General features: G+C 47.9%; 13 protein-coding genes. 1 reads left to right on the forward strand and 12 read right to left on the reverse strand.

Features of this window, described 5'->3' with window-relative positions; translation table 11 throughout:
* Positions 1-9 precede the first annotated feature (9 nt).
* From AC6CIF_RS00200 to AC6CIF_RS00235, 8 genes are all read right to left on the reverse strand, one after another.
* On the reverse strand, positions 10-771 hold the full coding sequence (locus AC6CIF_RS00200) for a DeoR/GlpR family DNA-binding transcription regulator (RefSeq protein WP_498197226.1): 762 nt from the start codon (positions 769-771) through the stop codon (positions 10-12).
* A 1-nt stretch (position 772) separates the two neighbouring features.
* Positions 773-2,266: a rhamnulokinase gene (locus AC6CIF_RS00205; protein WP_498197228.1), complete on the reverse strand. Its 1,494-nt coding sequence runs from the start codon at positions 2,264-2,266 to the stop codon at positions 773-775.
* 235 nt (positions 2,267-2,501) lie between these two features.
* Positions 2,502-3,017 carry a DUF2500 domain-containing protein gene (locus tag AC6CIF_RS00210; protein ID WP_340020124.1) on the reverse strand — a complete coding sequence of 172 codons (516 nt, stop codon included), beginning with the start codon at positions 3,015-3,017 and terminating at the stop codon, positions 2,502-2,504.
* A gap of 111 nt (positions 3,018-3,128) precedes the next feature.
* Positions 3,129-4,931, reverse strand: coding sequence for an oligoendopeptidase F (pepF, locus tag AC6CIF_RS00215; RefSeq protein ID WP_498197230.1), 1,803 nt, complete (start codon positions 4,929-4,931; stop codon positions 3,129-3,131).
* A gap of 441 nt (positions 4,932-5,372) precedes the next feature.
* Entirely contained in the window at positions 5,373-5,732 is a 360-nt protein-coding gene (locus AC6CIF_RS00220; RefSeq protein ID WP_036608849.1) for a winged helix-turn-helix transcriptional regulator, read from the reverse strand.
* Between the two features lie 267 nt (positions 5,733-5,999).
* Positions 6,000-6,563 carry a 6-phospho-3-hexuloisomerase gene (gene hxlB, locus AC6CIF_RS00225; RefSeq protein WP_498197233.1) on the reverse strand — a complete coding sequence of 188 codons (564 nt, stop codon included), beginning with the start codon at positions 6,561-6,563 and terminating at the stop codon, positions 6,000-6,002.
* A gap of 4 nt (positions 6,564-6,567) precedes the next feature.
* On the reverse strand, positions 6,568-7,200 hold the full coding sequence (hxlA, locus tag AC6CIF_RS00230; RefSeq protein WP_036670570.1) for a 3-hexulose-6-phosphate synthase: 633 nt from the start codon (positions 7,198-7,200) through the stop codon (positions 6,568-6,570).
* 381 nt (positions 7,201-7,581) lie between these two features.
* Complete coding sequence (locus tag AC6CIF_RS00235) at positions 7,582-8,664, reverse strand: lactonase family protein (RefSeq protein ID WP_498197235.1); 1,083 nt, start codon at positions 8,662-8,664, stop codon at positions 7,582-7,584.
* Between the two features lie 214 nt (positions 8,665-8,878).
* On the opposite strand from AC6CIF_RS00235, the gene AC6CIF_RS00240 reads away from it, so the two are divergent.
* The gene (locus tag AC6CIF_RS00240; protein ID WP_036670567.1) at positions 8,879-9,808 is read left to right on the forward strand and encodes an AEC family transporter; all 930 of its coding nucleotides are present in this window, start codon (positions 8,879-8,881) and stop codon (positions 9,806-9,808) included.
* On the opposite strand, the gene AC6CIF_RS00245 is transcribed toward AC6CIF_RS00240, so the two are convergent.
* The 4 genes from AC6CIF_RS00245 to AC6CIF_RS00260 form a co-directional block, all read right to left on the reverse strand.
* A complete protein-coding gene (locus AC6CIF_RS00245; RefSeq protein WP_498197237.1) occupies positions 9,786-10,376 on the reverse strand; it encodes a DUF2062 domain-containing protein in 591 nt (196 codons plus the stop codon). The two genes, AC6CIF_RS00240 and AC6CIF_RS00245, sit on opposite strands and share 23 nt — an antisense overlap.
* A gap of 43 nt (positions 10,377-10,419) precedes the next feature.
* Complete coding sequence (locus tag AC6CIF_RS00250) at positions 10,420-10,893, reverse strand: OsmC family protein (RefSeq protein WP_498197239.1); 474 nt, start codon at positions 10,891-10,893, stop codon at positions 10,420-10,422.
* A gap of 20 nt (positions 10,894-10,913) precedes the next feature.
* Positions 10,914-11,681, reverse strand: a complete 768-nt coding sequence (locus AC6CIF_RS00255; protein WP_340982760.1) for a DeoR/GlpR family DNA-binding transcription regulator — start codon at positions 11,679-11,681, stop codon at positions 10,914-10,916.
* A gap of 137 nt (positions 11,682-11,818) precedes the next feature.
* The gene (locus AC6CIF_RS00260; protein WP_498197241.1) at positions 11,819-12,949 is read right to left on the reverse strand and encodes an NADH-dependent flavin oxidoreductase; all 1,131 of its coding nucleotides are present in this window, start codon (positions 12,947-12,949) and stop codon (positions 11,819-11,821) included.
* Positions 12,950-13,001: the final 52 nt, after the last annotated feature.

Genomic DNA, 13,001 nt, shown 5'->3' on the forward strand with positions numbered 1-13,001 from the left:
TCCAAAAGATTAAACCGTGATGATACCAATATCGTATCCGCTCAAACGTTCTGTCTGTTCAGCCTCCAATGGCTGATCGGTAACGATCGTATGGACTGCATTTAACCCGGATACTCGGGCAAAAGCACGAACACCAAATTTACTGGCATCTGCAAGTAAGATGACCTGATCGGATATGCCAACCATCTTCTGCTTCAGCTTTGCCTGGAGTTCATTGGATTCACTGATTCCTCCACCTTCGAGATGTACACCTTTGCACGACATGAACATTTTATCCACGTGATACGTTTCCAAAGAACGCTCCGCCAGCGGCCCAACAAAAGACAACGAGCGCGATGCCAGCTGGCCCCCTGTTGAGATGATCTCAACCTTGTCACGGCTGCTGAGTTCAGTGGCGATTTGGATCGAGTTGGTTAAGACCGTCAGCGGGAAATCCGGCATATTCGCTGCCATATAACCTGCCGTTGTGCTCGCATCCAACAGAATGCGATCACCCGGATGAATCATCGCCAGAGCCGCTTGTGCAATCCGTTTTTTCTCTTCCGCATGGGTTGTCTCCCTGATCCGGTAAGGGATCTCCGGTTGATCTTCCTTCACACTTACTGCACCACCGTGAGACCGGCGCAGTCGTCCTGCCTGTTCCAGCCGATCCAGGTCACGCCGGATGGTTTCCTCCGTCACCCGGCAGCGCTCACTAAGCTCGGATACACGCATACTGCCCTTTACATTCACCATCTCCACAATCCGGTCATACCGCTCGGCTGCCAGCATGTTACACCTCACTCCCCGCTTGTGAATTAGATGAAGCCGTCACACGCAGAAATCTGCCGTAAGCATCTTCCCAGATTGATCCGTCCTGCGGCTCATACACAGTTACCGGAAATGAATCACGAATGGCCTTACGAGCTTCCCAGATATCTTTAAAAGCTCCGCTCGCCATCCATTGCACAGCCATATTCCCGATGGCACTTCCCTCTGCTGGACCTGCCCATACCGGCTTACCAATGGAATTTGCAGTCCACTGACATAACAGGCGGTTCTGGATGCCTCCACCGACCATATGCAATCCTTTGAACGCCTGACCCGACAATTGCTCCGTCCATTCCAGAACTCTTCTATACTTCAATGCAAGACTCTCCAGAATTGCCCGGGCAATAGCCCCCTGATCCTCTGGTACCACTTGCCCTGTATCACGGCAATACTGACGTATACGGGTCGTCATATCTCCTGCTGGCATGAACAGTTCATCATCCGGGTCAAACAAACTGGCAAATGGAGGTGCCTGTTCCGCCTGCGCCAATAACGCATCATAGCTAATTCCCTGCCCCTGGCGCTCCCACTCCCGCATGCTTTCCTGCAAAATCCATAAGCCCATAATGTTCTTCAGCAGACGGAATGTTCCGCCCGCCCCGCCTTCATTCGTGAAGTTCAAGGCCAGACTCTGGCTACTTATCGCAGGATGATCTATCTCCGTACCCATCAGGGACCAGGTTCCACAACTCAGATAAGCAAATGAACGTTCCGTTGCAGGAACAGCCACAACAGCTGAACCCGTATCATGCTCCGCAACAGCGATCACAGGTATCGGGGACAATCCCAGATCGTTACAGATACTGCTTCGCAATTGTCCAACACGGGTACCTGGCAGCACGGCTTCACCAAACAGTTTCTCCGAAATACGAATATGCGCCAGCAACTCACTATCCCACTGCCCCGCTGATGGATTGTATAATTGGGTTGTGGTTGCATTCGTGAACTCATTCACCGCTTCCCCTGTCAGGAAATAACGTAGCAAATCCGGAATCATGAGAAAACGCTCTGCTTCATGAAGTACCGGGGAACCGCTGCGTTGAAGCGTTGCCAATTGATACAAAGTATTAAAGCTAAGAAACTGAATCCCTGTACGTTCGAAGATTCGCTGGGAGCTCAGCTCTTGGCGCACCTGATCCATCATGCCGTTAAACTGTGTATCACGGTAATGATACGGGTTACCCAGCAACTCACCATTACTGCCAAGCAGACCGAAATCAACGCCCCACGAATCGATCCCCAGGCTCTCTGGTTTTTCTCCCTGCTGTTTCACAAGTGTAAGCCCTTGCAACAATTCATGATGCAATCGCAGAATATCCCAGTGCATCCGCTCGCCAACCTTCACTGGTTCATTCTTGAACCGATGAATTTCGCTCGTTTCGATCCCTCGATCATTCAGATGTCCCAGTAACGCTCTCCCGCTCCCAGCGCCCAAATCATAAGCCAGCACACTCACCGCGCTTCACCAACCTTTCGAACCCATCCTATTTTCCAAACGGTATCACTTGATTCAGACCGTAACCCTGTACTTTATTCTGTATTTATTGTTTGTTTGTTTTTGTTTAATACTGTTTTACTTTATTTTACGAGTATATCACCATTGTAAGCGTTTGAATACCCTTCGGTTTTTCTTTCTTTTGGGTATACCAAAAACGACTCTCTCCCACTTGGGAGGAGCCGCATTTCTTTTTTTACGTATAAAATTGACCTTTGCTTACCCCCGACTGGGGTTGTACATCTCTCTCAAAATGCTTGAAACGTGTCCCCTGATACGTCAGCATCCCTCGATCATTTTCCACCATCATACCATAATGGTTTCCGCCAACAATCAGTTCAGTGCGCTCCCCATTGTCGAATTCAAATGTAACATAATACCGGGTAGTCGCACTGCTATCGCCGCTTCCACCTGAGACTTCCGTTCGTTTAGCCACCACTGTTGAGTGCAGGGTTAACAAGGCTGCTGCGTTATTTGACATCCCTGAGCGTATGCCTGAAAAAATAACAAAAACAATGACTCCCGCAATGATGAGAAATATGGCACCAATGAAAATCGAAGCAAATGCATTCATTGCAGCAAACTCACTAAATCCCGAAAAAAAACCACCCTGATTGCCTTCAAAACCTGGTACTCCATTCATGTCGTCAAACACACCAAAGCCGTCTACGCTTAATCGGCCCATCGATGAGGACACGCTCGTTAACGCCATTCATCATCGTTCCTTTCCCCTTGCAAAAATAAGATGCACCGCCCCCCACGCAAGGAAGGCGGTGCATGCAGACAACCCGTTCTGCCTTGTCCGTATACTATATGAACCAGATCAGGAATACAGACGTTCAAGTTCGTCGACCAGACTGCCGACATAAGCAACCGCAGAACGAATCGGCTCAGGTCCGGACATATCCACACCCGCAAGCTTCATTAACTCCTGTGGCGTGAGACTTCCACCAGCTTTGAGTGCATCAAGCCAGCGATCTACCGCAGGCTGTCCTTCTTCACGAATCTGCTGTGCAGCCGCTGTGGAAGCCGTCAAGCCTGCCGCATAGGTATACGGATATAGTCCCATATAATAATGAGGCTGTCTCATCCACGTGAGCTTGGCCCCTTCATCAATTACCAGATCAGGTCCCCAGAATTCGGAAAGGATGTCTCCCTTGAGTTGACTCAACGTCTTCGCCGTAATGGGCTCATCATTGGTTGCGCGTGCGTACACCCTGCGCTGTAATTCACCCTCCAGCAGATGTGTAACGAAGTTATGGTAATACGTGTTCAACAATTGCAAAATGACCCAGCGACGCATTCTCGGATTATCGGAACGCTTCAATAGATGATCGGCCAGCAGCATTTCATTCATGGTCGACGGCGCCTCAATGAAATAAAGAGATGGCCGTGTATTCGTAAGCCGTTGGTAACGTCCCGCAAGCATGAAGTGGCCTGCATGCCCCACTTCATGGGCAAGTGTAAATGCTCCGCGCATATTGTTTGCCCATGAAATTAAGATATAGGAGTGTGAACCATATATAGAGGAGCAAAATGCCCCTGTGGATTTGCCTGCATTATCTGCGTAATCCACCCAGCGATCACTGAATGCGCGCTCTACGATCTCGCCGTACTCCGGCCCAAGCACATCAAGTGCTTCTCGAATGAGTATGCACGCCTCATCATATGTAATGGCAGGGCTAAATTCAGGATCAAGCGGCGCCTTCAGATCACAAAACATCAGTTTGTCCAGACCCAGCTCACGTTTCTTAAGAGCCGCCAGTCTGCGCATATGAGGTGCGAGTTCCTGCTGGATAATATCCAGAATATTATTGTACATCTCTTTGCTCACTTGCTGTGGGCTGAGAAGCATATCTGTAACATCGTCGTAACCACGCAGCCTGGATAAAACAACCTGTTTCTTCACCTCGGTTGCATAACCTTCTGCAAACGTATTTTTGTAATCATTTAATGTCGAGCTGAATGCAGCATAAGCAGAACGGCGCAGCTTTGTATCAGACGACATCTCATAATTATTTTCATAGAATGACCAGGACAGTGGACGATTATTGTCCTCTCCATCAAGAGCATCGTCAAACGTCATGTCTGCCAGTTTACCGCGAAGATAGATACGGTATGGCGAATCCAGTACCTCTCCTAATGAAGCGAGTACCTTCTCTGTCTCAGGCGTAAGCCGATGTGCTTTTTCTCGAATCAAACGCTCCAAACTGCGCGCATACGGCTCCAATTCCGGAAGCTCTTCAAGATAACGTTCAACTGTTCCCTCCGGCAGATCAACGATCTCCGAATTGACAAAAGACAAGGACGACGACAGATTTGATAGGATATCTCCTGCCTTGGCTGAATTCTCAATATTCACCGGATTCGTGCTGTCCTCTGACTGCTTCAAGCGGGCATAAGAAGCCGTCTTGCCGATCCGCTCCTGCAAAGCTTCACGCGCATCCAGACAAGCCAGTAATTGTTCAGCGCCTTCGCCCAGACGTCCTTTGAACGTTTCGATCTGGGCAACAGCCTGAGGAAGTGATCGAAGCTCCTGCTCCCACTCTACATCGGTTACAAACAAGTCTTTCAGATCCCAAGTGGTTTCTGGGTTTACCTCAGCACGTGTACGTATTTTTTCCATCTTTAGTTGTCATCCTCCTTGCATTTCCAATATCTCTCATCGTATCATATTCCAGTTCAAGGGAGTATAGATTGGAATAAAGATTATTCACACTTACCACTCCGATGACAGAACAACCTTCCGATCGCTGTTATCCCCAGATTTTTTTGATTCCCTTTTCAAAGGTGAAAATCCGGTGATAAAGGCGAACGCTCCGCTTCTTCAGGTTCTTTCTGTCCTCTACGTTCTCATGTGAATGTTTAGTTCCATCTATATAAAAGGGGTATCTAGGATAAAGGCCACTATATGCTTCCGATGTAGCTTTGCTTCTTCAAGCTATTTCTGTCCTCTACGTTTCGTATAAACTTTTGCTCATGTGACCAAAAATTAAAAGCAACTAAAAAACCGCCGGGTAATGGATCGAATCCATTTACCCGGCGGTTCATTATAGAACTTACTTATTTAGCTTTCTTTCCAGATTACATTTTCACCGTAATTTTTACCCCAGTTATACATTGCGTGCAGGACGGGCATCAGACTTTGACCGTGATCGGTCAACGTATATTCCACCCGAGGTGGTACCTCTGCATACACCTTGCGTTCAATCAGTTTGTCTTCCTCCAGCTCACGTAGCTGGTTGGTCAGCATCTTCTGAGTAATATGAGGGATTAGGCGTTTCAGTTCACTGAAACGTTTGGTGCCTTCCAGACCCAAATGCCACAAAATAATCAGTTTCCATTTGCCACCAATCACCGCAAGGGTCAGTTCCTTCTCACAGTTGATTTCTTTCAGATTAATCCGTTCCTTCACTTCGGACGCCATGGCTCCGAGCCCCCTCATCTTCAATCTTATATCGCTTATATTACACATATCACGGGGACACTTCACACGAGGTAAGCTTTCCGCTCCATGCATGATGTAATAAGTACATTCATTCGATACAGCTATCTATTAATTCTACTACAGCCTGGTCGGGATGCAAAGTTTAACTGTAAATCACGGATAAAACCTATACAGATGAATGATTATGTATCGCAGAAAAGACCAGAACCCTTCATAATCAAAGGATTCCGGTCTTTCATCTATTCATTATTCCAGGTTCGCGTGGCGGCCAAACATATCCGCTCCGGTCATACCCTTCATTTCCATCATCGTAAGGATGAGAGCATCCATGCCGATTAACAGTCCTTGTTCGAACAACGAGCCCATCGGCTGAATGGTTACTGCCGCTCCGGAAGTTGCTGTGTCCTCTTTGGCTGAAGCCGGAAGGCGCACTACCGTAGTTGCCAATTTCCCAATCGTGGACTCCGGCTTAATTGTAATGAGTCCTACAGGTGCACCTGCTTGACTGGCCTTCTGAGCCATGGCTGCCAGACTGCCTGTTTCTCCTGAGCCTGAGCATAACAAGAGAAAGTCCTTCGAGCTGATCCCAGGTGTAACTGTCTCACCCACCACATATACACGAAGCCCCATCTGCATCAGTCTCATGGCAAAAGCCTTTCCCATAAGTCCTGACCGGCCTGCTCCTGCTACAAAAATCTGTTCTGCAGCCAGAATGTGCTCAGCCATCGCTTGCATCTCTGCATCGTCGATCTGGCTTAACGTACGTTCCAGCTCCTTCAAGATGTCAGCTGCGTACTGTGTTTTGCTCATCTGCTTACCCTTGTTTAACGAGACGTTGCATTTCAGCTGCAACTGCCGCTTTGTCTGCTTGTCCTGTGATACCGCCGCCTACAATAACCAGATCCGGTTGTGCTTTGATTACTTCTGGCAATGTTTCCAGCTTGATTCCACCAGCAACAGCCGTTTTAGCATTTTTCACAGCTGCTTTGATCGTTTGCAGATCTTCGAACGGGCTTTGTCCTTCAGCTTGCAGATCATAACCTGTGTGTACACAGATGTAATCTACGCCAAGCGCATCAATTTCACGAGCACGTTGTTCAAGGTTAGGCACGTTGATCATGTCCACAAGAACTTGTTTGTTTTGTTTCTTCGCTTCTGCTACTGCACCTTTGATCGTACTGTCATTGGTTGCCCCAAGCACAGTGATCAGATCCGCACCAGCTTCAGCAGCTTTCATGATTTCATAACCACCAGCGTCCATGATTTTAAGGTCTGCAAGAACTTGCAGATTAGGGAATGCTTCTTTCATCGCTTTTACGGCATGCAAACCTTCATTAATAACGATTGGAGTACCAATCTCAACGATATCAATATATTGTTCAACCTCTTTAACCAGTGCGATACCTTCAGGGATATTTACCAAGTCAAGCGCCAATTGCAATTTCATCATTTATTTCTCCTTTGTTGTTCAAGTATGAGTCGTTCCTGTAAAAATAATAATCAGATATTTAGCCTGCACCAATTGGTCTGTTCAGATGCATGCAGTGTTTGTTTTGGCTACTCACTCATTGTAGACCCTGACTATCCATTCAGGAAGTACGCACTTTGAAGTGGGGTAGTTACTTGCACGATACTATTGATAATTTTTCGTTGTTAGGTGAATTAAATATAGAATTAATGCTCTATTTCAATCCGCCCGCTTACAGCAGAACAGCAGTCTAATCATCCAATTATATATTCAATATAAAAGACCCCGCCACATGGCAGGGTCTTTATCTTTATCGTTTCATTTTCAATCCAGCCAGAGCTGGTTTAGAAATTTATCATTTTACAGATATACAGGTTTCACGCATACAGGCTTGGATACACCTGTGCTGTGACCTGTGTATTTCAGACGTCCGCTCTCCTGATCCACCGTGAATGACACGATGTTGTTGGTATCGCGGTTAGCGGCGATCAGCAATTTGCCGTTAGGTGTCAGAGCAAAGTGACGCGGATGCTCACCTTCAGCAGATACATGCTCAACCAGTGTCAGGTGACCTTTGTCTGCATCTACTGCAAATACAACGATGCTGTCATGTCCACGGTTAGATCCATATACATAACGTCCATCATTGGAAACAGTGATTTCCGCTGTTGTATTCTCTTTGCCATCATATCCATCAGGCAGTGTGGACACAGTGGAAACCTCTGTCAATGTGCCCGCTGCTGCATCATATTGGAACGAAGTAATGGAAGAATCCACTTCGTTGATCACATACGCGAATTGACCATTCGGGTGGAACGCCAAGTGACGTGGGCCTGCTCCCGGATGTGTTTTGGTTTCACTGTGCAGCACAAGTTCATTTTTGTCTGTATCGATGGAATAGATCGCGATGTTATCTGCGCCCAGATCCTGTACCATCATGTATTTACCATCTGGGCTGAAGAATGCGGAGTGAACATGTGGCTTGTCCTGACGCTCCGGATGCGCACCTTGTCCTTCATGTTTCTTCTCGTCCAGAAGCGCTCCAACTTCACCGTTATCCGTCAAGGCTTGCAGACCTACCAGACCACCGTGGTAGCTGGAGAGGATCAAGTATTTGCCGGAAGGGTCACGCTGGATGTGACATGGCGGAGCTGAAATGGAGTTATTCCGGTTCATCAACGTTAATTTTCCTGTAGAAGGATCAATGCTCAGAGCTACCGCTTCAGACATTTTGTTGCCTTCAGCTGACGCTGTTTCACCAATCGCATACAGTTTGTTTCCTTCAGCATCCACGTTGACAAACGTTGGGTTTTTCACGCCCGCGATGCCATCAAGCTTGGACAAGCTGCCTGTATCCTCATTCAATTCATATGCATAAATGCCCTCATTTTCCGCTTCGGCGTAAGAGCCGGCCAGTACGAGCAAGCGTTTTGATTCACTCATTACAGTTTCCTCCTCTATGTGTATGTAATCTTGTTGCACCTCTTCTATAATAAATCTGCCATATCAAAATAGCAATCCGCTGTCGCTGCCCATCAGGGAAATCCTTAGTTAAGCAAGGCGATTACTACACATCATCCTACTGAAATCCATTCATATGAGATACATCTTCTGCTATGATAAGATAGGTTTTTCATCCAGAAAGGACTGAATTGCATTGCTTCACTCATTTTTACTCACCTTATACCATGTGTTCCTGCCGATCTCACTTCCCGTGATTGGGGGTATTCTGTTAAAACGCTTCAAAAATTGGGATACCCGGTCGCTCTCGACCTTTTCCCTTTATATTTTGAGCCCTGCGCTCATCTTCAATACATTGTTGCATGCAGAGATTACCTGGACGGACGTCACCAGCACGTTCTGGTTCTCTATTATTAATCTGATTGCTCTGTGGGCCCTCGCCGAGCTATTAAGCCGGGTTTTCCGTCTGGGTGCAAGCGAAAAAGCGGGTCTCACCCTCGTCTCCACGTTTACAAACTGCGTGAATTACGGGCTCCCGCTGGTACTGCTTGCCTTTGGTCAGCTTGGACTGGACAAGGCTTCGGTCTACGTTATTGGACAGATGATTATTGTTAATACGGTAGGTATCTTTTTTGCCGCGCGATCCGAATTCACGGTGAAAGATGCGATTCTGTCCGTTTTCCGTATGCCATCCATCTATGCTGCTGGCATCGCCATTGCGCTGCGTGCGTCCAATCTGAGCCTGCCTGAAGCGCTGGATGGAGGGATCTCCATGCTGGCTGCGGGCTACTCTCCTGTCGTTCTCGCTATTCTGGGAGCACAGATGCTCAGACCAAAAGGTGCAACGGTGCCTTGGTTGCCCAATGTACGCCGAGCTTTCTGGACCGGGCTTGTAGTCCGTCTCGCAGCTGCGCCAATCCTGTCCTGGCTGATACTGACCGCTCTTCAGGTCGAAGGTACGTTGTTCAGTGTGCTGCTGATCCTCGCATCGATGCCGACCGCAGTGAACGCCGTTATTTTGGCTGAACAGTTCAATGCTTCTCCGCAGTTTGTATCCCGCTGCATTCTGTGGACCACCGCTGCATCCATGTTGATGCTGCCCATTATGATTGTGATGGCTTCCTGATTAATACCGGAGGTGATACCGAAGCGATATCCGCTTGTCGGCGTTTCTCCAGCCGGCGTTCATAACGCCGGTTGAGCGCTCTGACGTAAAATAATTTTACGACAAAGTACGAAATTACACCCAGAATGACACCAAGCACGGACATGCCTGCCAGAATATCCAGTCCACCAAGCAACAATTCACTCACAGCCGACCAGTTCCCGCGAAACAGCTCCATGAATGCACTCTCATGTACAAGCCCCTGTCCCATGCTGTGAGCAGGCAATATCCATGAGCCAATTTGTTTGGCGAGTGGCATCAGAATAATAGGTAAAAACGTAAGTTTCCCGATCACATTACCAACAATCGCTGCTGGCACCGAACCTCCAGACAGTCGCACAATCGGATAAAATACAAGATATATCAGGGAAGCGGTCGAGATCACAATCAGTTCCAGTCCGAACCCTATGGCAAATCCGGTAGATACTTTATGGGCACCTCCGGGAGCACGTAACAATTTGAGAAAATTCAGCTTCATAACACGTGTTAAACGTACCCAGCGGTTAGTCTTGCGCTTCTGTGTGTTCATACCGAATTACTCCTTATTTTACACAAATGACAACTTGAATCGTCTATTCTTCAGTATATGACACCGCGTTAGCACCTGTAGTAACAATAAGCGGTTGTGTCTCCATCTGGACATTACCTGCCACCGCTCGGGAGATCATACAGGAGGATTCAGCCTTATGCGCCAAGCGCTCAGCCTTGGTCAGATCCGCCTCAGAGGCATCTGCGCTGAGCACAATCCGGGGTCTATGTACGATCCGTTCGTACGTAAATACGTTATTTGTAACATCTACCGTTGCTTCCGATTCAAGCGTTAATTCATCCGGCGTAATATCCGAACGCTCCAGCATCGCTGCCAGCGTGATCAGGTAACAGGTGGAGGCTGCACCCAGCAGCATCTCGTCCGGGTTAGTTCCCGTACCGGGTCCGCCCATCTCCTGCGGAATCGATATGACCGTTTTTAATCCACCTGCATCGATTGTTCCCTCACTGTTACGCCCACCATTCCATACCGCTTTCAGATGAAAAGGATGTTTCATGACATTCATTCCTTTCTTGTTTACACACGTATACACGTAATATTCTGCTCGATCAATGCGCTAACGTGCTCTTCATCTACACCCTGATCTGTAATCACTTTGCCCACACTGCTCATCTCAGCAACTCTGGTAAACGCCTGTATGTTAAATTTGCTGGAATCTGCTAGTAGAATGACCTCATCCGCAATATGGATCATTTTCTGCTTCACCAAGGCCTGTAATTCATTGGATTCACTGATGCCTTTGGTCAGATGCACCCCTTTGCAAGACAGAAATACTTTATCCACATGATAGGCATCAAGCGAACGTTCCGCCAGCGGTCCTACAAAAGACAGTGACTTCGAAGCCAATTGCCCACCTGTGGCAATCACACGAATCTGCTCCTTGTTACTCAGCTCTGCGGCGACCTTAATCGAATTGGTTAATACCGTCAGTGGAATGTTTGGCAATCCTGCCGCCATATACCACGCCGTTGTACTTGCATCCAGGGCGATCCGGTCGCCGGATTCCACCATTTTCACCGCTTCGCTTGCAATTCTGCGTTTCTCTTCTGCATAGGCTACAGCCCGTTCCGGATACGGAATCTCCGACTGTAACTCATCCTTGTATTTTACGCTGACCGCCCCGCCATGGGACCGTCTGAGTCTGCCCGCCTGTTCGAGCTTGTCCAGATCACGACGAATCGTCTCTTCCGTCACCCCGCAGCGCTCACTAAGTTCGGTCACACGCATGCTGCCTTGCGTATCCACCCATTCCACTATTTTCTCATACCGTTCAGCTACGAGCATATTCCTTCACTCCAAACCGTTGATTATCCAGTTAATCCTGTTCATCCATCATACCACAGAGCGATGACAAGGAGAATTTGGACCATGTGCAAAAAGAGGGAGCTTTCGCCCCCTCCATTCCAGTCTTGAAGTGTATCTTATTTATCTTCTGCCATAGGGAACCAGCCTGGCGTGTGGATGATTGCATTCCACAATCCGTCAGGGATAACCAGACGTTCCTGATCCGATTTGGTCAGAATCGTCTCAATGTCTTCTTCACGTCCGCTCTCGATTTTCTCAACCCAATCCGGCTCAATAATCAGCTCACGTCCAATGGCAAGCAATGGTACTCCCGTTTGAAGCGCCTCAGCAGCCTGATCTGCCGTATGAATTGAACCTACGCCGATCACAGGCAATTTGCCGTTCACACGATCCAGGATGAATTCCATTCTCGAACGCGTGTCTGCTTCGCCACGTCTTGGCTTGGACCAGAATTCGTTCAGGGAAACGTGCAGGTAATCCAGGTTTTTATCTTTCAGCGCATCCACCAGTGCATACGTATCTTCCATTGTGAGTCCCGGTGTTTCCGGTTCTTCGGGGGAGAAACGGTAACCAATGATGAACGGCAGTTTGGTATGTTCGGCAACCACTTTCTGAATCTCATCCACTACAGCAAGGGGGAAAGTCAGACGTTTCTCTACACTTCCGCCCCAACGGTCTTCACGTCGGTTGGAATGCGGGGAGAAGAATTGCTGGATCAGATAACCATTAGCACCGTGAATTTCAACACCATCAAATCCGGCTTCAATTGCACGACGTGTCGCTTCACCAAAGTCTTTGATAATTGAAGTAATCTCTGCATCCGTCAATTCTCTTGGTTCAGGAGATCCTGGACGCTCACTTGCAACTGCACTAGGAGCAACCACTTGACCCGCAGGTACAGCTTGTTCAGGCGTCAGACGGCCCGCATGGAAAATTTGCAATACAGCTACGGAGCCCTGTTGTTTAATCGTATCAGCCAGTTTTTTCAGACCAGGAATGAAGCGGTCGTCATATACGCCAAATTGAGCCGGGAAACCAATGCCTGTCTCTGTTACATGCCCTACAGCCGTAATTGACATGCCCGCACCACCGGTGCGACGTGCATAATAAGCAAGTTCAGCGTCGGATATCGTACCATCAGCATTCGAGGACATATGAGTCATGGGAGCGAGCACGATACGGTTTTTCAGTGTAATGCCAGTCGGTAGTGAAACTTGTTCAAACATCTGGTTAAACTTTGGATTCATTCGTGGTTCCCTCCTGATTATAAATATCTCTTTTAATAGATATATGAATATA

The sequence above is a fragment of the Paenibacillus sp. GQ49 genome, from assembly GCF_059759055.1.

Coding starts and splice junctions, on each gene's coding strand:
- AC6CIF_RS00255 (WP_340982760.1), bottom strand. CDS start 11,681: ATGCTCGTAGCTGAACGGTATGAGAAAATAGTGGAATGGGTGGATACG.
- AC6CIF_RS00260 (WP_498197241.1), bottom strand. CDS start 12,949: ATGAATCCAAAGTTTAACCAGATGTTTGAACAAGTTTCACTACCGACT.
- AC6CIF_RS00220 (WP_036608849.1), bottom strand. CDS start 5,732: ATGGCGTCCGAAGTGAAGGAACGGATTAATCTGAAAGAAATCAACTGT.
- AC6CIF_RS00235 (WP_498197235.1), bottom strand. CDS start 8,664: ATGAGTGAATCAAAACGCTTGCTCGTACTGGCCGGCTCTTACGCCGAA.
- AC6CIF_RS00250 (WP_498197239.1), bottom strand. CDS start 10,893: ATGAAACATCCTTTTCATCTGAAAGCGGTATGGAATGGTGGGCGTAAC.
- AC6CIF_RS00245 (WP_498197237.1), bottom strand. CDS start 10,376: ATGAACACACAGAAGCGCAAGACTAACCGCTGGGTACGTTTAACACGT.
- pepF (WP_498197230.1), bottom strand. CDS start 4,931: ATGGAAAAAATACGTACACGTGCTGAGGTAAACCCAGAAACCACTTGG.
- hxlA (WP_036670570.1), bottom strand. CDS start 7,200: ATGAAATTGCAATTGGCGCTTGACTTGGTAAATATCCCTGAAGGTATC.
- AC6CIF_RS00210 (WP_340020124.1), bottom strand. CDS start 3,017: ATGGCGTTAACGAGCGTGTCCTCATCGATGGGCCGATTAAGCGTAGAC.
- AC6CIF_RS00200 (WP_498197226.1), bottom strand. CDS start 771: ATGCTGGCAGCCGAGCGGTATGACCGGATTGTGGAGATGGTGAATGTA.
- hxlB (WP_498197233.1), bottom strand. CDS start 6,563: ATGAGCAAAACACAGTACGCAGCTGACATCTTGAAGGAGCTGGAACGT.